20 protein-coding genes, 1 other RNA gene, 3 pseudogenes and 1 riboswitch are annotated in these 23,355 nt (G+C 69.1%); of the genes and pseudogenes, 17 read left to right on the top strand and 7 right to left on the bottom strand.

The window, feature by feature from the left end:
• The first annotated feature begins 66 nt into the window (after positions 1-66).
• Together ACFQE0_RS18565 and ssrA are read left to right on the top strand one after the other, a co-directional pair.
• Entirely contained in the window at positions 67-345 is a 279-nt protein-coding gene (locus ACFQE0_RS18565; protein ID WP_378972303.1) for an adenylosuccinate synthase, read from the top strand.
• Positions 346-510: 165 nt separating this feature from the next.
• Positions 511-682, top strand: a transfer-messenger RNA (tmRNA) gene (ssrA, locus tag ACFQE0_RS18560).
• A 264-nt stretch (positions 683-946) separates the two neighbouring features.
• Here the strand turns inward: ssrA and ACFQE0_RS18555 are convergent.
• Positions 947-1,180 carry a hypothetical protein gene (locus ACFQE0_RS18555; RefSeq protein ID WP_378972301.1) on the bottom strand — a complete coding sequence of 78 codons (234 nt, stop codon included), beginning with the start codon at positions 1,178-1,180 and terminating at the stop codon, positions 947-949.
• A gap of 342 nt (positions 1,181-1,522) precedes the next feature.
• Between ACFQE0_RS18555 and ACFQE0_RS18550 the strand changes: the two genes are divergently transcribed.
• Entirely contained in the window at positions 1,523-1,828 is a 306-nt protein-coding gene (locus ACFQE0_RS18550; RefSeq protein ID WP_378972299.1) for a hypothetical protein, read from the top strand.
• 205 nt (positions 1,829-2,033) lie between these two features.
• On the opposite strand, the gene ACFQE0_RS18545 is transcribed toward ACFQE0_RS18550, so the two are convergent.
• The 3 genes from ACFQE0_RS18545 to ACFQE0_RS18535 all read right to left on the bottom strand — a co-directional run bounded on the left by ACFQE0_RS18545 (position 2,034) and on the right by ACFQE0_RS18535 (position 3,975).
• Positions 2,034-2,378 carry a hypothetical protein gene (locus ACFQE0_RS18545; RefSeq protein ID WP_378972296.1) on the bottom strand — a complete coding sequence of 115 codons (345 nt, stop codon included), beginning with the start codon at positions 2,376-2,378 and terminating at the stop codon, positions 2,034-2,036.
• Between the two features lie 91 nt (positions 2,379-2,469).
• Positions 2,470-2,910 carry a DUF1489 family protein gene (locus tag ACFQE0_RS18540; RefSeq protein WP_378972294.1) on the bottom strand — a complete coding sequence of 147 codons (441 nt, stop codon included), beginning with the start codon at positions 2,908-2,910 and terminating at the stop codon, positions 2,470-2,472.
• Between the two features lie 48 nt (positions 2,911-2,958).
• Positions 2,959-3,975 carry a hypothetical protein gene (locus ACFQE0_RS18535; RefSeq protein WP_378972291.1) on the bottom strand — a complete coding sequence of 339 codons (1,017 nt, stop codon included), beginning with the start codon at positions 3,973-3,975 and terminating at the stop codon, positions 2,959-2,961.
• A gap of 136 nt (positions 3,976-4,111) precedes the next feature.
• On the opposite strand from ACFQE0_RS18535, the gene ACFQE0_RS18530 reads away from it, so the two are divergent.
• The 6 genes and pseudogenes from ACFQE0_RS18530 (at position 4,112) to ACFQE0_RS18505 (ending at position 10,320) form a co-directional block, all read left to right on the top strand.
• On the top strand, positions 4,112-5,281 hold the full coding sequence (locus ACFQE0_RS18530; RefSeq protein WP_378972289.1) for an MFS transporter: 1,170 nt from the start codon (positions 4,112-4,114) through the stop codon (positions 5,279-5,281).
• Positions 5,282-5,488: 207 nt separating this feature from the next.
• Positions 5,489-6,565, top strand: a complete 1,077-nt coding sequence (locus ACFQE0_RS18525) for an ABC transporter permease (protein ID WP_378975566.1) — start codon at positions 5,489-5,491, stop codon at positions 6,563-6,565.
• Positions 6,566-6,605: 40 nt separating this feature from the next.
• A pseudogene (locus tag ACFQE0_RS18520) lies at positions 6,606-7,381 on the top strand (ABC transporter ATP-binding protein).
• Between the two features lie 4 nt (positions 7,382-7,385).
• Entirely contained in the window at positions 7,386-8,468 is a 1,083-nt protein-coding gene (locus ACFQE0_RS18515) for an MlaD family protein (RefSeq protein WP_378972287.1), read from the top strand.
• A 130-nt stretch (positions 8,469-8,598) separates the two neighbouring features.
• A complete protein-coding gene (locus ACFQE0_RS18510; RefSeq protein WP_378972284.1) occupies positions 8,599-9,180 on the top strand; it encodes an ABC-type transport auxiliary lipoprotein family protein in 582 nt (193 codons plus the stop codon).
• 67 nt (positions 9,181-9,247) lie between these two features.
• Positions 9,248-9,353: riboswitch (SAM-I-IV-variant riboswitch) on the top strand.
• A 34-nt stretch (positions 9,354-9,387) separates the two neighbouring features.
• Complete coding sequence (locus ACFQE0_RS18505; protein WP_378972282.1) at positions 9,388-10,320, top strand: homoserine O-succinyltransferase; 933 nt, start codon at positions 9,388-9,390, stop codon at positions 10,318-10,320.
• Here ACFQE0_RS18505 and ACFQE0_RS18500 read toward each other — a convergent pair.
• The 3 genes from ACFQE0_RS18500 to thiE all read right to left on the bottom strand — a co-directional run bounded on the left by ACFQE0_RS18500 (position 10,295) and on the right by thiE (position 12,551).
• On the bottom strand, positions 10,295-10,933 hold the full coding sequence (locus tag ACFQE0_RS18500; RefSeq protein ID WP_378972279.1) for a helix-turn-helix domain-containing protein: 639 nt from the start codon (positions 10,931-10,933) through the stop codon (positions 10,295-10,297). The genes ACFQE0_RS18505 and ACFQE0_RS18500 overlap by 26 nt on opposite strands.
• 101 nt (positions 10,934-11,034) lie before the next feature.
• Positions 11,035-11,838: a bifunctional hydroxymethylpyrimidine kinase/phosphomethylpyrimidine kinase gene (thiD, locus tag ACFQE0_RS18495; protein ID WP_378972277.1), complete on the bottom strand. Its 804-nt coding sequence runs from the start codon at positions 11,836-11,838 to the stop codon at positions 11,035-11,037.
• Positions 11,835-12,551, bottom strand: coding sequence for a thiamine phosphate synthase (thiE, locus tag ACFQE0_RS18490; protein WP_378972275.1), 717 nt, complete (start codon positions 12,549-12,551; stop codon positions 11,835-11,837). Before thiE ends, thiD begins: the two co-directional genes overlap by 4 nt.
• A gap of 193 nt (positions 12,552-12,744) precedes the next feature.
• Here thiE and ACFQE0_RS18485 point away from each other — a divergent pair.
• From ACFQE0_RS18485 to ACFQE0_RS18450, 8 genes and pseudogenes are all read left to right on the top strand, one after another.
• Positions 12,745-14,235, top strand: a pseudogene (locus ACFQE0_RS18485) (ABC transporter substrate-binding protein).
• Positions 14,236-14,298: 63 nt separating this feature from the next.
• The gene (selB, locus tag ACFQE0_RS18480) at positions 14,299-16,227 is read left to right on the top strand and encodes a selenocysteine-specific translation elongation factor (RefSeq protein WP_378972273.1); all 1,929 of its coding nucleotides are present in this window, start codon (positions 14,299-14,301) and stop codon (positions 16,225-16,227) included.
• Positions 16,228-16,296: 69 nt separating this feature from the next.
• On the top strand, positions 16,297-16,593 hold the full coding sequence (locus ACFQE0_RS18475) for an FAD assembly factor SdhE (RefSeq protein ID WP_378972270.1): 297 nt from the start codon (positions 16,297-16,299) through the stop codon (positions 16,591-16,593).
• A gap of 12 nt (positions 16,594-16,605) precedes the next feature.
• Entirely contained in the window at positions 16,606-16,848 is a 243-nt protein-coding gene (locus ACFQE0_RS18470; RefSeq protein WP_378972268.1) for a hypothetical protein, read from the top strand.
• Between the two features lie 110 nt (positions 16,849-16,958).
• Positions 16,959-20,554: pseudogene (gene mfd / locus ACFQE0_RS18465) on the top strand (transcription-repair coupling factor).
• 119 nt (positions 20,555-20,673) lie between these two features.
• Entirely contained in the window at positions 20,674-21,525 is an 852-nt protein-coding gene (locus ACFQE0_RS18460; RefSeq protein WP_378972266.1) for a manganese catalase family protein, read from the top strand.
• A gap of 116 nt (positions 21,526-21,641) precedes the next feature.
• Entirely contained in the window at positions 21,642-21,977 is a 336-nt protein-coding gene (locus ACFQE0_RS18455; protein ID WP_378972264.1) for a metal-sensitive transcriptional regulator, read from the top strand.
• On the top strand, positions 21,977-23,281 hold the full coding sequence (locus ACFQE0_RS18450) for an AmpG family muropeptide MFS transporter (protein ID WP_378972262.1): 1,305 nt from the start codon (positions 21,977-21,979) through the stop codon (positions 23,279-23,281). The genes ACFQE0_RS18455 and ACFQE0_RS18450 overlap by 1 nt, the downstream gene beginning before the upstream one ends.
• Positions 23,282-23,355: the final 74 nt, after the last annotated feature.

Genomic DNA, 23,355 nt, shown 5'->3' with positions numbered 1-23,355 from the left:
GGGAAGGCCCGGGGTCGAGCCCGACGCGACGGCGCGCGAACGAGCGCATGGATGGGAGACGGAACGATGGCGTTCAAGCCGAAGACAGCCGCCGAGACCAAGGCACGTGATCTCGGTCTGGCGCTCGCCAGGATCGCGGAGAGCGAGGGTATCCCGGCCAGCATCGGGGTCGATCGGTTGAGATCGGCCAATCCCCGCCTGACGCCCCAGGCTGTCGGCCTGATGGTGCGAAAGGAGCGTGCGCTGATCGAAGACACCTTGTCGGAGCGCGGCCTCGCACTGGCCGATTACGGCGATCAGGGCCCCGGGCGCGGGATGGAGTTCACGATCGACGCCGCCTCATGACCGCTCGTCCCTGCCCCGATCGGATCCTCGAGACGCGACGCGCCTCCCCCGGCGAGCGAGGCGATCGGGCTTGCGGCGGCGGCCTGCACGGATTGCCGCCGATCCCGCTTCGAGGCGGTGGACCATTTGCCGACAAAGGCGTAAGGTGGCCGCGAGGTTGACGACCGATTCGTAATAACGTTTCAGGACCCGGGGGCGGTACCCGGCGCCTCCACCAGAAGCATCCTGCCCCGGATACCGCACGGGGGTAGAGCGAGCGCCCGGCGTTGCGGGTTGCGCGCTGCCAGGGTGCTTCTGCTGGGGGCGAAATAGGATCGACTGGACGGTAAAGGGATCGCGAGTTCTACCCTGTTTCGGCAGGATAAGATGCGACTTTCGGTAAGGACTCGACCGGTCTGGCGCAGGCAACCCCTGTTCCGGGCACCTGACCAAAACTCTAAATGCCAACGATAACGTTGTCATGGATGCCCGCCTCGCGGCGTAAGCATCTTGCGGCAGGGCAGCCGTAGAAACAGAACCCAGGGCTTCGGCCCTGGGGCCCACCTTTCCAACATATCCGCACGCATGATCGACCGTGGCGCTCCCTCTTGGGGCGCGTCCTTCAGCTGTCGTTGCGCCCACCCATGTCCCAGGCGGAGACCGGCGGCACAAAGGGTGCTGCGGGGGCACTCTCCACGAGTAGCGCCAGCATCGCTCGGCGGGAGCAGAGCAGGATCGCCGGGGGCTCGCCCGTGAGAAGGCGCCAGCGCTCGACGAAGACGGCTTCCGGCATGCGAGCTACGGCGTCGGGGTTGACCGTCGCGGCCTCCCCTTGCGTCTGCAACGGCGTGTCCATGGCCCCACAACGGGGACGGACCGGGTCTGGTCGACTCCTTCCGTTCGGGGTGGTGAAGGAAGTGTTCGCTCGTCCTTACACGCATGAGCTAGCCATGGCTGGCGGGCGTCGCGTCGGCCCTTATCCGGTTTTAGGTTCAGGATGGGCAGGCGGCCCTCCCTCGCAGTGAGTGGCCAACAGGTATTCCCTTCACCCTTCGCGGTATGGCCCGATCAGAGCCAATGTAGATCAAGAAGAGTGAGGGTGCCCTTGATCGCGAATCCGCGATATAACGGAACTGTGAGAGCGATCAGCCAAGTTTGGTTCTAAAGACCCTGCACCGATCGCCGAGCGAGGCTTCCGATGCGCAAAAAGGCCTCTGATCCCCGGGACGTGGCGATTGCCGCGCTCACCAATATGATCCGGCTGATGGGCGCCGAGTTGGTCGCCGGTCGCCATCGCGACGACCTTGCGGTCTTCGAGGAGGCGGTGCGGCGCAAGGCCGAAGCCTTCACGATCGACGGGTTCGACCCGGCGGTTCTCGAGGCCGGTTTGGAACTCGCCAAATCCCAGATCGAACTCGCCCTCGCCTCGGTCGAGCTTCAGGCGCTCAAGGTGTCGAGCGAGATCCCGGCTGGTGTCGTGCACGAGAAGCCGATCGTGAACTAATCCAGCCGCTTTGGGGATCGTTGCGGAACTCGGGATCCGGGACACCCTCGCCGTCTTTGCGAGCGTCAGCGAAGCAATCCAAGGCAGCGCAACAGTCTGAAAACCTGGCGGATCCCTGGATTGCTTCGCTTCGCTCGCAAAGACGGAGGGGCCTTTGAATTTCGCACGATTCCCGCTTTGGCAAGACGAAGCCGTTTCCGGTGGCTCAGTCCGCAGCCTTCGGCGCCACGGCGGCGGGGCGGGCCTTGCGGGCCTTCACCGGCTTCGTGGACGGGGCATCGCCGCAGCCCGAGCAGATCGAGCGCATCGAGCTTTCGAGCCTCGAATTCCGCTTGCGGTCACTCTCGTTCTGCTTGGCGACGTTGGCATCGAAGCGCTTGCGGGTGGCGTCGAGGTCGAGGGCCGCTGCCGGGGTGCCGGGGGCTGGGTCCGCCGCCGTCGGGCGCGGCTGGCGGTGGGGGACTTGAGCCGCCGGGGCCACCGTCTGGGCCGAAGCGCCTGCGGTGAGAGCGAACAGTCCGAAACCAGCGGCGATCAGGCGGTAACGCATCAGGCGCTCCTCAACGGCCGGGCGCGCCGGCGTGGGTTCGACTCTAATGCAAGTGAGGGGGTGGGGTCACGGGGCTGACGAGGCCCGGAGATCACAGCAGGCCCAATTCTGCGAGTTCCCTGCGCAGGGTCTCGGGCATCTCGGCCACGTCGCCGTCATGGCCCGCGCCGAGATCGGCCGGGGCGTCCTTGACGGGCAGATAGCGCCAGCCCTGGAACGGACGGTAGGGACGGGGCACCACCGGGATGAGCGGCGGGTCGAGCACGATCCGGCAGCGGGGAATCCCGTCCGCGCCGGTCTGGGGCTCCAGGGCGCGGATCGTCTGGCGGCAGCACAGGCTGCCCTTGATCACCCAGTAGATCGAGCCCTGGCCCACGATCTCCCTGTGCCGCTTGGGCAGGGTCCGCGTCACATGCACCGGGTACGGCGGAAGGCCCTCGCGGAGGGCGCGTGCGGCGTACTCGGTCTGATAGGCGGCAAGGTCGGCGATGGAGGCCGGGCCGACGCTGAGCTTGATGAGGTGCAGTGCCACGGTGAGCCGGAGGGAGCGGGACGGTGCCCCCTATATCGGCACCCAGCCTCAGGCGAACAGGGCGAGGCGCTTCTCCGGGGGCTCCGCATCGAGCCCGTCGAGGGTCATCGGCTCGGTGTCGGGGAGGACGAAGTCCAGCAGGGCGTCTTCGGATGCAGCCTCCGTCCAGTCCAGCAGGTCCGGCTCGGCCGCTGCTTCGGCGGCGGCGGGCTCCGGCTCGGGCACTTCCTGCAGGGCCAGGACCTCGGCGTTGAAGTCCTGAATGGCGGCTTGAACCGCCGCCTCGGCCGCTGGCTCCAGCGGCGTCGAGACCGGCACGAACACGATGTCCTCGTGCAGGGTCGGGCTGCCCGGCTGGGCGGCGATGGCCGCCGCCGTCACGGATGGCACGGACATGGCGATGTAGCGGTCGACATCGAGCTGGCACAGCTCCTCGTCAGTCGGCTTTGTGCTCTCGCTCGCCAGCGGCGGCACGCGGCCGATCTCTTCGCCCCAGATCGCGATCATCGCGGCGATCCGGTCTTCGAGGTAGCGCAGGGTGTAGATGATCCGCGCGGTGCGCTGGGCGGTGAGGTCCTGGAACGAGCAGGCCGTGTAGATCGCGGTCGCGTGGCGGTCGAGCGCCTCGCAGGTCTCGGGCTCGACGTTGCGCTCGCGCAGGGTCCAGGCGGCCTCCTGCACCGCCTCGGCGGCGCCGAGGATGTCGGAGGTCGCCTGCTCGGTCGCACGCACGATGGCGTCGAGGGCCTGGGAGGCGGAGGTGAGGCGGGTCTGGTCGCCGCCGGGAAGGCTGAGGGCGGAGATCTCGGACTTGGTCCGGCTGATTGCCTCGGCCATCTCCATCAGGCCGCCGCGCAGGCTGCCCACCGCCTCGGAGGCGCGCTCGGCGGTGACGGTGCGCTCCAGCCGCTCGATCGCCGAGAGCACCGTGCTCATCTCTTCCGCGCGGGCGCGGCGGGCGTGCTCGGCGAGGAATTGCTGGCCCCGTTCGCTCGCACCGATCGTCGATTCGATCGCTGCGTATTCCGCAGCATCGATCGCGTGGGCGCTGGGCAGACCGGACATCGACGGCGCTTCCGATAAGGGCCGCCGCGCAGGGAGAAGACCCCGCGCCCGGCATGCCCCGAACCCCCGAACATTGACAGGCGCGGTTTAACGCGCGCTTACGAAGGCGCCTCCTGTCAGCCCCCTCCGCCCCTCCGTGCCAGCCTCTTCCGGCGCGCTGCGCCTGTCGCTGCTCTACGCCGTCGTCTTCACCGAGATCGGCATCGCCATGCCGTTCCTGCCGGTCTGGCTCGCCACGCTCGATCTCGATGCGGGGGTGATCGGCCTGCTGCTCGCCCTGCCCATCGCCACGCGGATCGTCGCCACGGCGCCGCTGATGGGGCTGATCGACAGGGGGCTCAGCGCGCGGCGCCTGATCGTCGCAGGCAGCTTCGGCGTCGCGGTGACCTACGGAATCATGGCGCCCGCCTCGTCCCTGGGCTGGCCCGCCCTGGCGGTGCTCACGGTGCTGAACGCGGTAGCCGCCGCGCCGCTGGTGCCGTCCATCGACTACCTCACCCTGTCCGCCGCACGGCGGGATGCCCGCCTCACCTATTCGCGGATCCGCATGGCGGGCTCGATCGCCTTCCTCGCCGCCAACCTCGCGGGCGGGGTCCTGCTCGCCGCCCTCGGCGGCAAGCTCGCCGTGCCGATCCTTCTCACCGGTCTCGCCCTGATCGCCTGCCTCACCGCGTCCCTCGACCGGACCCCGGCCGAGGCGCCCCGGCGCGCGGCCGGCGGCCCGTCCCCTCGCCTGCCCCGTCGCCTCTGGCTGTGCATCCTCGCCGCCGCCTCGATCCAGGCGGGGCATGCGGCGGTCTACGGCTTCGGCAGTATCTACTGGACTGCCCACGGCCTTGCCGCGACGGAGGTCGGCGCCCTGTGGGCGATCGGCGTGCTGGCGGAGATCGTCCTGTTCGCCCTGGCACCGCGCCTGCCCGCCTCCTGGCGCGGGCCGGTGCCGCTCCTCGTGCTCGGCGGCGCGGCGGGCATCCTGCGGGCGCTGGGGCTGTTCCTCGTCGGCGACCGGATCGAGACCCTCGTGCCGCTCCAGATGCTGCACGGGCTCACCTTCGGCGCCACCCAACTCGGTGCGATGGAGGCGGTCTCGAGCCTCGCGCCGGAGGGCGCGCGCGGCCGGGCGCAGGGCACCCTCTCGGCCGTGAATGCGGGAATCGCGGTGAGCGCGACGCTCGTAAGCGGGCTCGTCTACCGGGAGGCGGGGCCATTGGCCTTCCTCGCCATGGCGCCGCTCTCAGGCCTCGGCGCCGCCCTGGCTGTGGCGGCCGCGCGGGCGCGGACGCCAGCAAGAAACGGTCAACCGTAATCTCGTCATAACCATGACGCAGCATGGCTGCTCACGCGGCCGTGTGCTCGCGCACGGACGGGGCGTGGCAAGCTCGGCCCTACGATCCGCTCCCGGCGCGGGAGCAGCATGGATCGTGAAACACGCGTCTGGGAAGGAGATCCGCTCGTGCTGACCGAAGGGCTCGCGCCCGGCACGGCATCGCTGACGGAAGCAGCCGACGGGCGGATGCGCCTCGGCGGACGCTGGACCGCCGATCAGGCGCCCGCCGTGGAGGCTGCGGCCGCCCGGATCGTGGCGGGCGGACCCGCGCGCCTCGTGATCGACCTCGGCGATATCGAGCGGCTCGACACCCTCGGCGCCTGGGTGCTGGAGCGGACCCGCGCCGAGGTCGAGGCGGCGGGCGGCAGCCTCGCCTATCTCCGCGCGCGGCCCGAGCATCGCACCCTGCTGGGCGAGGTGGTGATCCGCGGCGAGCCCCCTGCCCCGCCCAAGCGCCTCGGCTTCGCCCTCGGCTTCCTCGACGGGCTCGGGCGGCAGGTGGCGCGCGGCGGGCAGGAATTCGCGACCGGCGTCGCCTTCCTCGGCGAGGTCGTGGCCGCCTGTGGCCGGGTCGCCCTGCGGCCCCGGAGCTTCCGCGGCACGGCGGTGGTCAACCAAGTGCAGCAGATGGCGCTGAACGGTGCGCCGATCATCATCCTGATCTCGTTCCTCGTCGGCGGCATCGTCGCGCAGCAGGGCATCTTCCAGCTTCAGCGGTTCGGCGCGCAGACCTTCGTCGTGAACCTCATCGGCCTGCTGATCCTGCGCGAACTCGGCGTGCTGCTTACCGCCATCATGGTGGCGGGCCGTTCCGGCTCGGCCATCACCGCCGAGATCGGCTCCATGCGCATGCGCGAGGAGGTCGATGCCCTGCGGGTCATGGGCCTCGACGCCACCGAGATCCTCATCGTCCCCCGCATCCTCGCGCTGATGATCAGCCTGCCGATGCTGACGCTGATCGGCGATCTCGCGGCTCTGGCGGGCGGCGGCCTCACCGCCATGGTCTATGGCGGGCTCACCGTCGATCAGTTCCTCGCCCGGCTCCAGGCGGCGGTGGGCGTGCACCACGTCACCGTGGGTCTGATCAAGGCGCCGTTCATGGCGCTCACCATCGGGCTCATCGCCACGATCGAGGGCTTCGCGGTCGAGGGCTCGGCGGAATCGCTCGGCCGCCGCGTGACTGCCTCCGTGGTCAAATCCATCTTCATGGTCATCGTCCTCGATGGCCTGTTCGCGGTGTTCTTCGCCGCCATCGACTTCTGAGACCCGCCCGGTGAGCGAGACCGACGACAGCATCATCCGCGTGCGCGACCTCGTGGTCGGCTTCCGCGACAAGACGATCCTGAAGGGTCTCAACCTCGACATCCGCCGGGGGAGATCCTGGGCTTCGTCGGGCCGTCGGGACAGGGCAAGTCGGTGCTGACGCGCACGATCCTCGGCCTCGTGCCGAAGCGCTCGGGCACGATCGAGGTGTTCGGCCGGGACATCGACGGCCTGACCTATGCCGAGCGGCGGCGCATGGAGACCCGCTGGGGCGTGCTGTTCCAGCAGGGGGCGCTGTTCTCCTCGCTCACCGTGAAGCAGAACATTCAGGTGCCGATGCGCGAGCACCTGAAGCTGTCCGAGCGCCTGCTCGACGAGTTCGCCCGGCTCAAGATCGAGATGGTCGGCCTGAAGCCCGACGCCGCCGACAAGCTGCCCTCCGAACTCTCCGGCGGCATGATCAAACGCGCGGCGCTGGCGCGTTCGCTCGCGCTCGACCCCGAAATCCTGTTCCTCGACGAGCCGACGTCGGGCCTCGACCCAATCGGCGCGGGCGAGTTCGACGATCTCGTCTCCACCCTCAAGGAGACGCTGGGGCTCACCGTGTTCATGGTCACCCACGACCTCGACAGCCTCTACACCGCCTGCGACCGCATCGCGGCGCTCGGCGACGGCCAGATCATCGCCGCCGGTACGGTGGAGGAGATGCTGGAGAACCCTCATCCCTGGTTGCGCTCGTACTTCCACGGCAAGCGCGCCCGCGCCGTCGCGGGAGCGCCGCACCAGGATCACCCCATCGCCGCGACCGGAGGCTGACCTCATGGAAACCCGCGCGAATTACGCCCTGATCGGGGCCTTCACCCTCGCCGTCATCCTGGCGGGCTTCGGCTTCACCCTCTGGCTGGCGGGCGGCTCGTCCCGGCAGGTCAGCGAGACGGTGCGCATCGTCTTCTCCGGCTCGGTCGGCGGCCTGTCGCGCGGCTCAAGCGTGACCTTCAACGGCATCAAGGTCGGCGAGGTCACCGACATCAACCTCGCGCCCCACGATCCCCGGCGGGTCATGGCGATGGTCAAGGTCGCACCCTCGACGCCGCTCAAATCCGACACCCGCGCCCGCCTCGATTCGGCGATGCTGACCGGCGTGTCGGTGATCGCCCTCACCGGCGGCGACGCCGACGCGGCGCCCCTCAAGCCCGGCGCCAACGGTGAGCCCGCGACGATCTTCGCCCAGAGCTCCGACGTTCAGGACATGATGGCTTTGGCCCGCCAAGTGGCGCAGCGGGCCGACGACATGATGGCCCATCTCGACCGGGTGGTCGCGGGCAACGAGGGCGCCATCGCCCGCGCCCTCGCCAATGTCGAAGTCTTCTCGAAGAACCTCGCCGATGCCGCGCCCGCCATCTCGGGCTTGGTGAAGGCGGTGGACGGCAACCGCCTCGGTCGCGTCGTCGAGAACGCGGACAAGTTCTCCTCCGCTCTCGCCAGCGCCGCTCCGGACATCCAGGCGGGCCTGCACGATGCACGCTCGCTCGCAGCCAAGCTCGATGCCTCCGCTGACCGGATCGACGCCGTGCTCAAGGGCGCTGAGGGCTTCCTCGGCTCGGCCTCGGGCCAGCAGGGCACCAGCACCTTCGCCGAGATCCGCGAGGCGGCGGTCTCGATCCGCGAGGCGGGCAAGGCCTTCCGCACCATGTCGGAGAACCTCGACAAGCGCACCGCCAGCATCTCGACGAATTTCGGCCGCCTCTCCGGCAGCAGCCGCCGCGAGGTCGAGGCCCTGTCCGGCGACGGCCAGCGGACCCTCGGCACGCTCAACCGCACCGTGCGCAGCCTGGAGCGAGATCCCTCGCAGGTCATATTCGGCGGAAAGCCGTCGTTGCCGGAATACAACGGCGGCCGTTGATTTCCTCGCCAGGGGCGGCTCCGGCCACGTTTGTGCTGAGGCGCACCGCAGCCTTTCAGTTACTGCGTAGTTTGAGCTGCATAGCTTCGGAGTCCTGTCGGTTTCCGACGGGATGTGACAGGTTGTGCGTATGATCCGATCGGTATTTCCGGCCGTGACCCTGCTCGCCGCCGCCCTTCTGGGCGGTTGCGCGGGCGGTGCCACTCCCCTGACTTTCGACCTCGCCGCCCTCCCCGCGGGCGGGCGGTCCATTGCGTCCGGCCGGGCGATCGTCGTCTCCGAACCCGTAGGCATCCAGCCCTTCGAGGCGGACCGGATCATCGTGCGTGAGGGCGCCGGTTCGCTGTCCTTTCTCGGCGGCGGCCAATGGGCGGACCGCCTGCCCCGCCTGATCCAAACCCGGATCATCCAGAGCCTGGAGAATTCCGGGCGTTTGCGGTCGGTGAGCCGTCCGGGCGACAAGATCGCGGCCGATTACCAGCTCATCAGCGAGATCCGCGCCTTCGACATCCAGACCGCCACGGGCGAGGCCGTGGTCGACCTGTCCCTGAAGCTCGTGGCCGACGGCACCGGCCGTGTCGCGGCCGCGCGCATCTTCACGGCGCGGGTTCCGGTGCAGAAGGTCGATGCGAGCTCGGGTGCCCAGGCACTCGATCAGGCCCTCGTGACGGTGCTCGGCGACATCGTGCGCTGGGTGAACACCGGGCGGTAAAGCCTGGATGGCGCGGGGAGAAAGCTTCCCGCCGATTGCCAACGCGGCGTCTTGGCATTAGAAGCCGCCTCAGCATCAAGAGTTGGGGCGACGCCCAACGCCAACCTGCCGCTCCGGGCAAGGTGGCGCTCCGCAAGGAGGATGTGGCCGAGCCGGCAACAAACGGATCACGCCACGCCTGTCGCTCCGCAAACGGACCGACACGACGTGCCCATCAAGATCCCCGACGACCTGCCCGCCACCCGCACCCTCGAAGCCGAGGGCTTGGTTGTGATGCGCGAGACCGACGCCGTCCGCCAGGACATCCGCCCCCTGCGGATCGGGCTCCTCAACCTCATGCCGAACAAGATCAGCACTGAGACGCAGCTCGCGCGCCTGCTCGGGGCCACGCCCCTGCAGATCGAGCTGACCCTGGTGCGGATGAGCGAGCACGTCTCGCGCAACACCGCAGCCGATCATCTCGATGCCTTCTATCGGCCGTGGAGCGATGTCCGCGCGGAGCGGTTCGACGGGTTCATCATCACCGGAGCGCCGGTGGAGCACCTGCCCTTCGAGGAGGTCGGCTACTGGGACGAGCTGCGGCAGATCTTCGATTGGACGCGCTCGCACGTCCATCATTGCCTCACGATCTGCTGGGCGGCGCAGGCGGCGGTCTACCACTTCCACGGCATTCCGAAGCACGTCCTGCCGCGCAAGGCGTTCGGCGTATTCGACCACCGGGTCCTCGCCCCGGCCTCGCCGTTCCTGCGCGGCTTCTCGGACGAATGCGTCGTGCCGGTGTCGCGCTGGACCGAGATCCGCCGGGAGGACATCCCACCGGGACGCGGCCTCGACGTGCTGCTCGAAAGCCCGGAGACTGGGATCTGCCTGCTCCACGACCCCGCCCAGAGGGCGCTGCACGTGTTCAACCATTTCGAATACGAGGCGGGCACCCTCGCCGCCGAGTTCGCCAGGGATGCCGATGGCGTGCTGCCCGCGAACTACTTCCCCGGTGGCGACCCGGCACGGCCCCCCGTCAACCGCTGGCGCAGCCACGCCCACCTGCTCTTCGGCAACTGGATCGACACGATCTACCAGACCGCGCCCTTCGACCTCGCGGAGATCGGGGCCGGTCTTACTCCATCACGGCGGCCTTCATGATCACCACCATGGTCGCCCGGCCCGGCCCCTCGGTGCAGCGCACGAGATGGGGCCGGTCGCAGCGATAGCGCAGGGTCTCGCCCGGCCGCGCCCGCTGCAGGGTGCCGCCGACCTCGACCTCGAACACGCCCTCGCTGACCGACAGGGATTCGACCGAGCCGCGCTGGTGCGGATCGGAATCGAGGACGCCGCCCGGATCGGCGGTGACCTCGTACCATTGCAGCCATTCGACGGTCTTGATCCAGCCGACGATGGCGAGCCGCACCTTGCCGTCCTCGGAGAGGAGGATCGGCGTGTCGGCCCGGGAGGTCTTCTCGATGAAGGGCTCCTCGTCGCCCGCCGCGAGGACCCGCTCGATCGACACGTCGAGCGCCTGCGACAGACGCCAGATGGTGGCGAGCGTCGGGTTGGTCTCGTTGCGCTCGATCTGGCTGATGATCGACTTGGCGACGCCGGATTGCTCCGCGAGGTCCGACAGGGACAGGTTGTAGGCCTTGCGCAGACGCTGGATCGTCTTGCCGAGTTGCCCCGACAGGGCCTGCGCACCGGTCAGCAAGTCCCGCGTCTTGCTGACCCGCTCCGGCTTTTCCGCCCGTTCCACCTGATCCCGCATGGCCCTTCGATCCGCCCGGTCGTTCCGTTCATCGAACGATCGTATGTTTCTTCAAACGCAAACGGGTGACGGGCGCAAGGTTCCGGGGGCCGCTCTTCACATCAGGTCGGCTGCCACCACGCGTGGAAATGGTGCACCGGGCCGTGGCCATGGCCGATGGCGAGGTGGTCGGCGGCCTGGATCGCAGCGGTGAGGTAATCCTTCGCCCCGGCGACAACTTCCGGCAGGGGCAATCCCCGCGCCAACAGGGCGGCGATGGCCGCCGAGAGGGTGCAGCCCGTGCCGTGGGTGTTGCGGGTCTCGACGCGCTGCGCGGCGAGGCGCCGCTCCACGCCGTCCTGCGTGGCGAGGTGATCGACGCTCTCCGGCCCGGTCCCGTGGCCGCCCTTCACCAGGATCGCCCGCGCTCCGAGGCTGAGGAGCCGCTGCGCCAGGGCAGCGCCGTCGTCTCCCGGCTCCTCGCCGAGCAGCACGGCGGCTTCGGGAAGGTTCGGCGTCACGATGTCGACCTGCGGTAGCAGGCGTTCGCGCAGGACCGCCACCGCCTCGTCCGCGATCAGCCGGTCGCCGCTGGTGGCGACCATGACCGGATCGAGCACCACGGGAATGGCGCCCGCATGCCGGGCGAGCCCCTCCGCAACGGCGGCGATGACGTCAGGCCGGGACAGCATCCCGATCTTCACCGCGCCGACCTTCAGGTCGGAGAACACGCTGTCGATCTGCTGGGCCACGAAGGCGGCGGGGACGTCGTGGATGCCCTGGACGCCCTGCGTGTTCTGCGCCGTCAGCGCCGTGACGACGCTGGCGCCGTAGACGCCGAGCGCCGAGAAGGTCTTGAGGTCGGCCTGGATGCCGGCGCCGCCGCCGGAATCCGAGCCCGCGATGGTGAGCGCGATCGCGGTCATCGGGCGGCTCCGCGCTGCGCGAGGGCCTCGTCGATCAGTCCACGCAGATGGCGGGCGTTCTGGCGCACCGGCTCAGCGCCGAACAGCGCCGAAATGACCGCCACGCCGTCCGCCCCCGCGGCGATGACCTGCGCTGCGTTGTCGGCGCCGATCCCGGCGATGGCCCCGACCGGCAGGCCGGGTCCCCGCGCCAGCCGCGCCCGGAACAGGAGGCGCGACAGCCCGTCAAGGCCGACCGGCGGGTCCGGGTTGTCCTTGCTCGTTGTGGCGAAGACGCCGCCGATGCAGGCATAGTCCACCGGCAAGCGGTAGAGCTCGTCGGCATGGGCGGCGTTCTTCACCGTGATGCCGATGATCGCCTGGGGGCCGAGCAGCCGCCGCGCATCGGACGGGTGCATGTCCGACTGGCCGAGATGCACCCCGTCCGCCCCCGCTGCTAGGGCGAGGTCGACCCGGTCATTGACGAGGAGCGGCACCTGCCCGCCGATCGCGGCGTGGATTGCCCGCAGGCGCTCCAGCGTCGCGCGGGCGTCGGAGATGTCCTTCTCGCGATATTGGAGAAGGGTGCAGCCGCCCGCCACCGCTTCCGCCCCGAGGCGAGCGAGGACGGCGCCGTCGCCGCCACTCACGCCTGTATCGAGGAGGCCGTAGAGTCGCAGGTCCACCGCCCGCGCCCCGGCTTCCGCCCTGCCCATCGTCCCGCCCGCGGCCATCCCTGCCTCCGCCCGCCCCGCCCGCTCCTGCGGGCGCCCGGCGCATGCATGGTGTTTGGGTGGCGCGGAGCGGCTTGGCAAGCCGCACGAATCTGGTCGATTGCGCGCGACCGATTTCGCCCTATCCTAGGTTACTGCATCCGCGATCCAGCGGGTGCCCCGCACGCCATGCGGGCATGAAGCAGGAGGAAGCATGGTTACGCATGCGACCGGGGATCCCGGAGGCGGTGGTGCCTTCGGCCCCCACAACACGGTGACGGTGGTCGATCCGTCGCCGGTGAACTGGCTGTCCATCACGTGGAATACGATGGAGGAGGCCAACCGCGTCGATCACGACGGGATCGGCCAGCCGAGCCTCGCCGAATCCTGGCGCTGGCTCGACGGCGAGACCCTCGAACTGACGATGCGCGAGGCCGTCTATCAGGACGGCGAGCCTTTCAACGCCGCGATGTTCAAGCTCGGCTTCGACAAGGTCCAGGAATGGACCAACCCGCATCCGCCGGGCGCCTTCCTGAACTTCGCCCGCGACGTCACCTGCGACGTGGTGGACGACCGCACGATCCGCATGCGCTTCCCCGGTGGCGATTCCGCCGCGCTGATGAAGCTGCGGGGGATGCACTTGCCCTCGACGCGGTTCTGGAACGAGTGGGGCTTCATCGACCCGAAGACGGGATCGGCCGAAGGCCATTGGTGAGTCATCGACGCGCCCGGTCCGTGGGGGACTGGCCCGTTTGTGCTCACCGAGGGTGTCTCGCTGATCGACTCCCGATCCGACAGGGTCGTGATGGAGCCAAACCCGACCTATTGGAATCCGGCTCGGCGACCCAGTGTCCGGATCATCTACGACAACGTCATCGGCAAGGCCGAGGGCATCAAGTCGGTGGCGGCCGGTGACGGCCGTGTCGACGTGGTGTTCGACCTGACGCCCGATGAGGCGAAGGCCTTCCCCCAGAGCGACAAGGGAAGGATCCAGACCAAGAAGGCCAAGACGATCCTGACGGGCGTCTTCAACGAGAACCGGCCGGATTCGCCCTGGCGCGACCCGGAGGTGCGCAAGGCGCTCAACCTCGCCATCGACCAGCAGGCGGTGCTCGACCAGGGGGCGCATGGCTACGGCACGGTGATCCCGGCCTTCATCCAGCCCGGCCGCTACGGCGCGGATCCCGGCATGGCGCCGTTCCCGCACGATCCCCAGGCCGCGAAGGCGGTGCTGGAGAAGGCGGGTCTGGCGGGCCGCGAACTCGTCTTCGTCTCGTCTCCCGCCTGGAAGGGCGTGGTCGAGGCGATCGGCCGGAACCTGTCGGAGATCGGCCTTTCGGCCCGTTTCGTCAGCGACCGGGGCGACCTGCCGGAGGCGTTCGACGTCAAGCTCGAATGGTACTTCGACTGGACGCCGCAATATCCGGTCGCCTGCGTCCACCGGGAGTTCTTCGGGCGTGACGCGACCCTGCGTCAGGGTCCGGAGGATCCGGCCTTCGATGCCCTCTACGACAAACTCCTGCACACCGCCGATCCGGCGGCGCAGGAGGGTGTGGTGAGGGAGGTCGAGCGCTACCTTCAGGACAAGGCCAAGGCGTTGTTCCTCTACTCGCCCTTCACCCTCTTCGCGGTGTCGGATCGGGTCGAGTTCACGCCCTACGACACGTGCATGTCGGAACTGGCCGAAACCCGGATCAAGGGCTGACACAGGGCGGCGCGGAGTCGATCCGCGCCGCCTCCCCATCCACGACGCAAAGTCCCAAAAAGAATGATCGTCGCGACGGCGGGGCATATCGATCACGGCAAGACGGCGCTGGTGAAGGCGCTGACCGGGATCGATGCCGACCGGCTGCCGGAGGAGAAGGCGCGCGGGATCACCCTCGATCTCGGCTTCGCCTATGCCCGGCCGGACGGGCGTTCCCTGGGTTTCGTGGACGTGCCGGGCCACGAGCGGCTGGTGCGGACCATGGTGGCGGGGGCCACGGGCGTCGATTGCGCCCTCCTTGTGGTAGCAGCCGATGACGGGGTCATGCCGCAGACCCGCGAGCACGCCGCCATCCTCGATCTGCTCGGCTTCGAAAAGGGTATCGTCGCCATCACCAAGGCGGACAGGGCCGGCCCGGAGCGGATCGCCGCCGTCACGGACGAGGTGCGCGCAATGCTGGCCGGGACGAGCCTCGCCAATGCGCCGATCCTGCCCTGCTCCGCCCTGACCGGGGCGGGCATTCCCAGCCTCCTTACCACGCTCTTGAAGGCCGGAAGCCGGACCCGAAACGGGGATGCGGAGCGCGGCTTCCGCCTCGCGGTCGATCGCTGCTTCACCCTGCAGGGCGCCGGGCTCGTGGTGACCGGAGCGATCCATGCGGGCACGGTCCGGGTCGGCGACCGGCTGCTCGTCTCCGGCTCCGGGATGGAGGCACGGGTGCGCGGCCTGCGCGCTCAAGGGGAGGTCGCGGACGCGGCCAGCGCAGGCGAGCGCGTCGCCCTCAACCTGACGGGCGCGCGCCTCTCCCGCGAGGCCATCCACCGCGGCGATTGGGTGCTTGCCCCCGAACTGCATGGGCCGACGACGCGCCTCGACGTGCGGCTGCGCCTGCTGCCGGGAGAGGCGCGGGCCCTGCGCCATCGCAGCCCGATCCATTGCCATCTCGGCGCGGCGAGCGTCACCGGCCGGGTGCTGCTGGCGCCCGACTCGTCCCCCATTCCACCGGGGGGCTCGGCCGTCGCGCGGATCGTCCTCGATGCGCCGATCGGTGCCCTGTCCGGCGACCGCTTCATCCTGCGCGATGCCACCGCCTCGCGCACACTCGGCGGCGGCCGGGTCATCGATGGCGAGGGGGGCAAGCGCGGAGCGTGGCTGCCCGCCCGCCGCGCCGAAATTGAAGCCCTGGCCGAGCCGGAAGACGGGGCGGCCCTCGACGCGCTGCTGGCCGTCGAGGACGCAGGGCTCGACCTCGCCCGCTTCGCTCGCGTTCGCAATCTCGCCCGCGCCGCTCTCGACGGATTGCTCGCGGTGCGCGCCGTGCGTCTCGTCGACGCCGGGGAGCGCCGCCTCGCCTTCCCCGCCGCGCGGGTCGCGGCCCTTGAGGCGATCCTCATCGCTCTGTTCGACGCACGCCACGCCGCCGAGCCCGACAATCCCGGCCTCTCAGTGGAGGAAGTGGCGACCGATCGCCCCGTCGTCGATCGACCTCTCCTGCGCGCGGTTCTCGACGGTCTGGTCCGCGGCGGCGCGCTCGCGCGGCGTGGTGCCCTGTTTCATCGCCCCGGCCACGAGGCGCGGCTCGGCTCCGCCGACGCGGCGCTCTATGCCGAAATCCGTGGTGTCCTGGACGCGGCGGGAAGCGACCAGCCGCGCCTGCATCTTCTGGCCGAGACGCTCGGCCGCGAGCCGGAGGCGCTGCGGCCCCTCCTCGACAAGGTCGGCCGCATCGGCTGGCTGCGGCGTGTCTCGAAGAGTTACTACCTTCCGCCCACGCTCCTCGCCGACCTCGCCTGTCTCGCCGAGCGGGTGGCGGGGGAGCATCCCGAGGGTCTTCTGACGGTCGGCCGGTTCCGCGAGGCGGCAGGGATCGGCCGCAACATGACGATGCCGGTGCTCGAACATTTCGATGCGGTCGGCTTCACTGCCAGGATCGAGGACGGACGGCGGTTGCGGACGGGCTGGCGCGACCTGTTCGGAACGGATGCGCCCTGACGCGCACTGGAACGGGGCTCTGCGAGGCGTATCTCACCGGAAACCCTCGATCGAAAGGCCAGAGGATCCATGTCCGGCACAACCCGCACGAGCGCCGACCTCGACCCCCGCCGCCGCCGCACCCTGTTTCGCGCATGGCACCGGGGCATTCGCGAGATGGACCTGATCATGGGCCGCTTCGCCGATGCGGAGATCGGCAACCTGTCCGAGAGCGAGCTCGACGAGTTCGAGGCCCTGATCGAGGTGCCCGACCGCGACCTGTTCAAGTGGCTGACGGGCGAGGCCGAGACGCCCTCGAACTACGACACGCCGGTCTGGCGCCGCCTGCGCGACTTTCACCGCCACGACGCGCCGATCCATTCGTAAGGGAGCTTGTCGATGAGCGAGGACAATGCCGCACCGCAGGTGCCCTACGATCATCCCGCCCGTTCCATCGCCACCGAACTGGTGGTGAGGGTGATGCTCGACCTTCTGGAGCGGTCCGATCCGTCGCTTCGTGCCGAGATCCTGCGTCAGGCGGGTGAGCACGCCGCTGCCATGACCGAGGGCATGCCCAATGCGGAGTTCTTCCGCAGCCGGGTGGAAACGGCCTTGCAGGAGATCGTCGGCCAGAAAGCCTGAGCAGACCGCAGGCGCAGACGGAACCCTGGATCGGCGTGGCGCGATGGGCTAACGCCCGCCCCATCCGCCGCTTTCGAGTCGGCGGACGAATATTTCGCGAACGAGCCCCGATGGCCAAGCCTCAACCGAAGTCGCCACCGCCCGCGCCCAAGCCGCAGGTCGCCCGCTTCGCCCTTCCGAAATCCTCCGCCCTGGCCAAGGCCATGGACGCGCTCAAACGCGGCGATAGTCCGACCCTGGCGGGCGTGCCCGAGGGGTTCGATGCCGTCGTGGCCGCCGACCTCGCCCGGGCGCTCGCGCCTGAATCGAAGGGCGCGGCGGTGCTGGTGCATGTGGCGCGTGATTCGGGGCGCTCGGCCTCGTTCCAGGCGGCGCTCGCCTTCGCCGCCCCCGAACTCGACGTGATGTCCCTGCCTGCCTGGGATTGCCAGCCCTACGACCGGACCTCGCCGACGACCGGCGTCGCCGCCCAGCGCGTGACCGCCCTCGCCCGGCTCGCCCGGACGCGCTCCTCCGAGGAGCGCCCGCGCATCCTTTGCACCACCATCAACGCCCTGGTGCAGCGCGTGCCGCCCAAGGCGCACATCGCCCGTGAGACCTTCTCGGCGGCCATCGGCAACGCGGTGGCGATGGACAGCATCGTCGCCTGGGTGGAGGCCAACGGCTTCCTGCGCACCGGCACCGTGCGCGATACCGGCGAATACGCCGTGCGCGGCGGCATCCTCGACCTGTCGCCGCCGGGCCTGCCCGCGCCTATCCGGCTCGACTTCTTCGGCGATACCCTGGAATCGATCCGCGCCTTCGATCCCGAGACCCAGCGCACGACGGGTCAGCTGCGCTCCCTCGACCTCGTGCCGATGAGCGAGGTACAGCTCACCACCGAGACGATCCGGCGCTTCCGCCAGAACTACATCCGCAGCTTCGGCACCGCGACCCGCGACGACCGGCTCTACGAGACCGTGAGCGAGGGCCGCCGCTATGCCGGCCTCGAACATTGGATGCCGCTCTTCTACGACGGCCTCGATTCGCTGTTCGACTATCTCGGCGGGGTGCCGCTCCTCCTCGACCCACAGGTGGAGGAGGCGGCCACCGAGCGCCTCGCCCTGGTGCAGGATTACTTCCAGGCTCGCGAAACCGCCCTGAAGCATCCGCAGGCGGGCGTGGCACCCTACAAGCCCCTGCCGCCCCGCGCCCTCTACCTGACGCCGAACGAGCTGAAGGAGCGCTTCTCGACCGCCACGGTCGCGCGGCTGACGCCCTTCGACCAGCCGGATTCGCCCGAGCGCGCTGTCATCGATTGCGGCGCCAAGCCCGGCAGGAGCTTCGCCCCCGAGCGGGCCGACGAGCATGCCAGCGTGTTCGACGCGGCCGTCGCCCATATCCGCGATCTCATGGGATCCGGTCATCACGTCATCCTGGGATCCTGGTCGGACGGCTCCCGCGACCGGCTCTGCGGCGTGCTCGCCGACCATGGGCTGAAGAAGCCCGTGGCGATCACCCGCCTGTCGGATGTCTATGCCCTGAAGCGCGGCACCGACTCGGCCGTGGCGGTGTGGGGCCTGGAGTCCGGGTTCACCGTCGGCGAACTGGCCGTGGTGTCGGAGGGCGACATCCTCGGCGACCGGCTGGTGCGCCAGAAGCGCAAGGCCAAGCGCCCGCAGGACGTGATCCTGGAGGTCCAGGCGCTGCAGCCGGGCGACCTCGTGGTCCATGCCGACCACGGCATCGGCCGGTTCATCGGCCTCAAGACGATCCACGCGGCGGGCGCCCCGCACGATTGCCTGGAACTGCAATATACCGGCGGCCAGCTCCTGCTGCCGGTGGAGAATATCGAGCTCCTAACGCGCTACGGCTCGGAGGATTCCGAGGTCGCCCTCGACCGGTTGGGCGGCGGCGCGTGGCAGGCGCGCAAGGCCAAGATGAAGCGCCGCATCCTCGAGATGGCGGGCGAGCCATCAAGGTCGCGGCGCAGCGCTTCGTGAAGAAGGCGCCGCTGCTCAAGCCGCCGGAGGGCCTCTACGAGGAATTCGCCGCCCGCTTCCCGTTCGAGGAGACCGAGGATCAGGCCAACGCCATCGATGCGGTGCTGGATGACCTGAACGCGGGCCGCCCCATGGACCGGCTGGTCTGCGGCGATGTCGGCTTCGGCAAGACCGAGGTGGCGTTGCGCGCCGCCTTCGCAGGGGCCATCGCGGGCAAGCAGGTGGCGGTGATCGTGCCGACGACGCTGCTCGCCCGGCAACATTACCGCACCTTCGCCGAGCGCTTTAAGGGGCTACCCGTTCAGGTGGCCCAACTCTCCCGCTTCGTCTCGGCCGCCGACATGAAGCAGACCCGGGCCGGGCTCGCGGCGGGCACCGTCGATATCGTGGTCGGCACCCATGCCCTGCTCGCCAAGAACATCGCGTTCAAGGATCTCGGCCTGCTGATCGTGGACGAGGAGCAGCATTTCGGTGTCTCCCACAAGGAGCGGCTGAAGTCGCTCCAGGCGGATGTGCACGTGCTGACCCTCTCGGCGACGCCGATCCCGCGCACGCTGCAACTGGCCATGACCGGGGTGCGCGAACTGTCGATCATCGCGACCCCGCCGGTCGACCGGCTGGTGGTGCGCACCTTCATCACGCCGTTCGACCCGCTCTCCATCCGGGAGGCGCTGCTGCGCGAGCGCTATCGCGGCGGGCAATCCTTCTACGTCGTGCCGCGCATCGAGGACCTCGCGGAGGTCAAGAAATTCCTCGATGCCGAGATGCCGGAGATCAAGGTCGCGGTCGCCCACGGCCAGATGGCGGCGGGGCAACTGGAAGACGTCATGACCGCCTTCTACGAGGGCAAGTTCGACGTGCTGCTCTCGACCACGATCGTGGAATCGGGCCTCGATATCCCGACCGCCAACACCCTCATCGTCCACCGGGCGGACATGTTCGGCCTCGCGCAGCTCTACCAGTTGCGGGGCCGCGTCGGCCGCTCGAAGGCGCGGGCCTACGCCCTGTTCACGACGCCCGCCGGGCGGCAACTCACGCCGCAGGCCGAGCAGCGGCTCAAGGTGCTGCAGGGGCTCGACACGCTGGGCGCGGGCTTCCAGCTCGCGAGCCACGATCTCGACATCCGCGGTGCGGGCAACCTGCTCGGCGATGCGCAGTCCGGCCACATCAAGGAGGTCGGCTACGAGCTCTACCAGCAGATGCTGGAAGACGCAGTGACGGCTCTGAAGGCGGGCATCGAGGACGTGCCGGAAGAGGCGTGGTCGCCCACCATCGCGCTGGGCGCCCCTGTCACGATCCCGGAGGATTACGTCGAGGATCTCACCGTCCGCCTCGGCCTCTACCGGCGTCTGGCCACCATCCAGGACGATGCCGAGATGGAGGCCTTCGGCGCCGAGATGATCGACCGCTTCGGCCCGCTGCCGCCGGAGGTGGAGCAGTTGCTCAAGATCGGCACGATCAAGATCCTCTGCCTCAAGGCCAACGTGGAGAAGGTCGAGGCCGGGCCGAAGGGCGTGGTCGTCCACTTCCGCGACCGGTCCTATGCCAATCCGACCGGTCTCGTGGCCTTCGTCGCGGAGCAGGCCTCCTTTGCGAAGGTGCGCCCGGACATGAGCGTGGTGTTCGTGCGCGAACTGCCCTCGATCCAGTCGCGCCTGAAGATCGCCACCGACGTGCTGCGCAGCCTCGTGAAGATCGCCGAGCGGGGGAAGAAGGCCGCGTAGGGGCCGTTCTTTTCTTCCCCGCCCGACCGAACCTTCTCGAATCGGTGAGGTTCACCCTGCAGGCCGCAAGATACTCCCCAGGGGTATCTCGGCTGTCCGCACCCGCAGGGAGTGCCTCCATGTTCTACTTCGACAAGCGCCTTCAGTATCCCGTGAAGGTCGAGAACCCCGATCCGATCTACGCGCGCATGCTCCAGCAGGCGATTGGCGGGATCGAGGGCGAAATCCGGGTCTGCATGCAGTACTTCTTCCAGGGCTGGGGCGCCCGGGGGCCGACGACCAAGTATCGCGACATGCTCCTCAATACCGCGACGGAGGAGATGGGCCATATCGAGATGCTCGCGACCGCCGTCGCTCTGAATCTCGAAAAGGCGCCTGCCACCCTTCAGGAAGAGGGCGCGGCCGATGGTGTCGTCGGGGCGGTGATGGGCGGGGGTAATGCCCGGCACACGATCGAGGGTATGCTCCACCGGCACCTCCTCTCGACAGGCATGGCGGCGTTTCCGGCCAATTGCGAGGGTGTCCCCTTCGACATGAGCCACATCTACGCCAGCGGAAACCTTGCGGCGGACATGTATTGTAACGTCGCCGCCGAGAGCACCGGCCGCGTGCTGGCGGTTCGCCTCTACAATGCTGCCCACGATGCCGGCATGAAGGACATGCTGCACTTCATGATCGCCCGCGACACGATGCACCAGCAGCAATGGCTGGCGGTGATCGAGGAACTCGGCGGCCACCAGGGCGCCCTGCCGATCCCGAACTCCTTCCCGCAAGAGAAGGAGGATACCGCGAACGCCTACAACTTCTACGTCAGTTCCGTGGACGGGACGACGCCGGAGGGACGGTGGACGCAAGGGCCGTCGCTGGACGGCAAGGGCACCTACACGACGTACAAGAACAAGCCGATGGGTGAGGAACCAGTCCTCGGTCCGGCACGCCCCGACAGCGGCGCGCAACTCGAGCAGATGTAGAACTCGAGCCATTGTGATGTGTGGCCCGCCGTCGGCTTGAAGGCGGCGGCGGGCCCCATTCCGCATGCAAATCAAACTCATGTTACGGGAAGCTCGGGTGTCCGAACGGAGCGGGGATGTCGAGCGAGTCCGAGGTCGAGGGTGAGGTCGTCGGCGACCGTATCCAGTTGACGCGTGGCGAGGCTGCCAAGCGGCCCCTGATCCAGCGGCTGAACCGGATCGAGGGACAGGTCCGTGGCCTGCGTAAGATGATCGAGGAGGATCGCTACTGCCTGGACGAGGTCCAGCAGATCAACGCCCTCACGGCCGCCCTGCGCGAGGTGGCCATGGCGATCATCGCCCAGCACGTCACGGTGGGCGTCAAAATCGCCGCCGATTCCGAGGCGTCCGAGGACGTGGCCGTCGATGATGTGATGCGCGTCCTGCGCGCGGCGATGCGGTTCGACGGCTGATGGCCGAGGCGACCACCGAAGGCACCGGCACGGGGGCCGACAAGCCGGGCCTGTTCGCGCCGCTCTTCACCGATATCCGCGTAGCGGCGGTGCTGGGCCTCGGCTTCGCGCAGGGCATGCCGTTCCTGTTGGTCTACTCGACCCAATCGGCGTGGCTCAGCGAGGCGAAGGTGCCGTTGGCGACCATCGGCCTGTTGAGCGAACTGACCGTCGCCTACAAGCTCAAGTTCCTCTGGGCCCCCTTCCTCGACCGCTACGACCCGCCGCTCCTCGGCCGCCTGATCGGCCGCCGCCGGGGCTGGATCGTCGCCTCGCAACTCGCCGTGGCGGCGGCGCTCGCGGGCGTCGCCTTTGGGGACCCCGCCCACTGGCTTGCCTGGACGGTGGTGTTCTCCCTGGCGCTCGGCGTTGCCGGGGCGACGCAGGACATCGTGGTCGATGGCTGGCGCATCGCCGTCGCGCCCGTCGAGCGGCAGGCGCTGATGTCCTCCTGGGTGGAGATCGGCTTCCGCTGCGGCAACCTCGCGGCGGGAGCCGGGGCGCTCTACCTCGCGGATGCCTATGGCTGGCGCGTCGCCTATCTCTGCATGGCCGCGCTGATGGCGCCCGGCACCATCGCCGCCTTGCTCGCGCCCGAACCTTCCACGGAGGATCAGCCGACCCGCGCGGGGCTCATCGAGACGGTCTGGTCGCCGATCCGCGACCTGAAGGCCCGGCTCGGCCCCCTGGCGGTGCCGGTCCTGCTGCTCGTGGCCGGGTTCCGCATGCCGGGCTACGTCTCGAATGCGATGGCGATCCCGCTGTTCAAGTATCTCGGCTACTCGAACACCGACATCGCCACGGTGACGAAGCTGTTCGGCTTCTGGATCGCGCTGGCCGGGACCTTCCTGGCGAGCGCGGTGATCCAGCGGATCGGCATGATGGCGAGCCTGCTCATCGGCACGGTGGCGGCCTCGGCCTCCCACCTCGCGCTGGCCTATCTCGCGTGGCACGGAGGCCATGGCGGGGCCGCCTTCTGGACCTTCGCGGCGAGCGTCGGCATCGACGGATTCGCCTATGCCTTCGCCTCGATCGTGCTGATCACCTACATGTCGCGACTGGCCTCATCGCAGCACGCGGCGAGCCAGTATGCCCTGCTCACCTCCCTTTGCGCCCTGCCCGGAAGCGTGCTCGCGGGCTTCTCCGGCTTCGTCATCGAGGAGACCGGGTTCCCGCTCTTCTTCGTCGGGACGGCGCTGATCGGCCTGCCGGTCGCGGCACTCTGCGTGTTCGTCGCCCGGCGGCACGGGCCCATGGACGCTTGAGTGGATTTCCGGTTCGGCCTTAGCCGGAGATTAACCCTGATGCCCGCTTAATCGCAGCGGTTGAGTTTCCCCAG

Source organism: Methylobacterium komagatae (assembly GCF_042661665.1).
GTDB lineage: Bacteria > Pseudomonadota > Alphaproteobacteria > Rhizobiales > Beijerinckiaceae > Methylobacterium > Methylobacterium komagatae.
Note: the sequence above shows the minus strand (reverse complement) of the source record. Positions and strands in the feature narration are given on the sequence as shown.

Coding starts and splice junctions, on each gene's coding strand:
- ACFQE0_RS18565 (WP_378972303.1), top strand. CDS start 67: ATGGCGTTCAAGCCGAAGACAGCCGCCGAGACCAAGGCACGTGATCTC.
- ACFQE0_RS18555 (WP_378972301.1), bottom strand. CDS start 1,180: ATGGACACGCCGTTGCAGACGCAAGGGGAGGCCGCGACGGTCAACCCC.
- ACFQE0_RS18550 (WP_378972299.1), top strand. CDS start 1,523: ATGCGCAAAAAGGCCTCTGATCCCCGGGACGTGGCGATTGCCGCGCTC.
- ACFQE0_RS18545 (WP_378972296.1), bottom strand. CDS start 2,378: ATGCGTTACCGCCTGATCGCCGCTGGTTTCGGACTGTTCGCTCTCACC.
- ACFQE0_RS18535 (WP_378972291.1), bottom strand. CDS start 3,975: ATGTCCGGTCTGCCCAGCGCCCACGCGATCGATGCTGCGGAATACGCA.
- ACFQE0_RS18525 (WP_378975566.1), top strand. CDS start 5,489: ATGCGCCTCGGCGGACGCTGGACCGCCGATCAGGCGCCCGCCGTGGAG.
- ACFQE0_RS18515 (WP_378972287.1), top strand. CDS start 7,386: ATGGAAACCCGCGCGAATTACGCCCTGATCGGGGCCTTCACCCTCGCC.
- ACFQE0_RS18510 (WP_378972284.1), top strand. CDS start 8,599: ATGATCCGATCGGTATTTCCGGCCGTGACCCTGCTCGCCGCCGCCCTT.
- ACFQE0_RS18500 (WP_378972279.1), bottom strand. CDS start 10,933: ATGCGGGATCAGGTGGAACGGGCGGAAAAGCCGGAGCGGGTCAGCAAG.
- thiD (WP_378972277.1), bottom strand. CDS start 11,838: ATGACCGCGATCGCGCTCACCATCGCGGGCTCGGATTCCGGCGGCGGC.
- thiE (WP_378972275.1), bottom strand. CDS start 12,551: ATGGCCGCGGGCGGGACGATGGGCAGGGCGGAAGCCGGGGCGCGGGCG.
- selB (WP_378972273.1), top strand. CDS start 14,299: ATGATCGTCGCGACGGCGGGGCATATCGATCACGGCAAGACGGCGCTG.
- ACFQE0_RS18475 (WP_378972270.1), top strand. CDS start 16,297: ATGTCCGGCACAACCCGCACGAGCGCCGACCTCGACCCCCGCCGCCGC.
- ACFQE0_RS18470 (WP_378972268.1), top strand. CDS start 16,606: ATGAGCGAGGACAATGCCGCACCGCAGGTGCCCTACGATCATCCCGCC.
- ACFQE0_RS18460 (WP_378972266.1), top strand. CDS start 20,674: ATGTTCTACTTCGACAAGCGCCTTCAGTATCCCGTGAAGGTCGAGAAC.
- ACFQE0_RS18455 (WP_378972264.1), top strand. CDS start 21,642: ATGTCGAGCGAGTCCGAGGTCGAGGGTGAGGTCGTCGGCGACCGTATC.
- ACFQE0_RS18450 (WP_378972262.1), top strand. CDS start 21,977: ATGGCCGAGGCGACCACCGAAGGCACCGGCACGGGGGCCGACAAGCCG.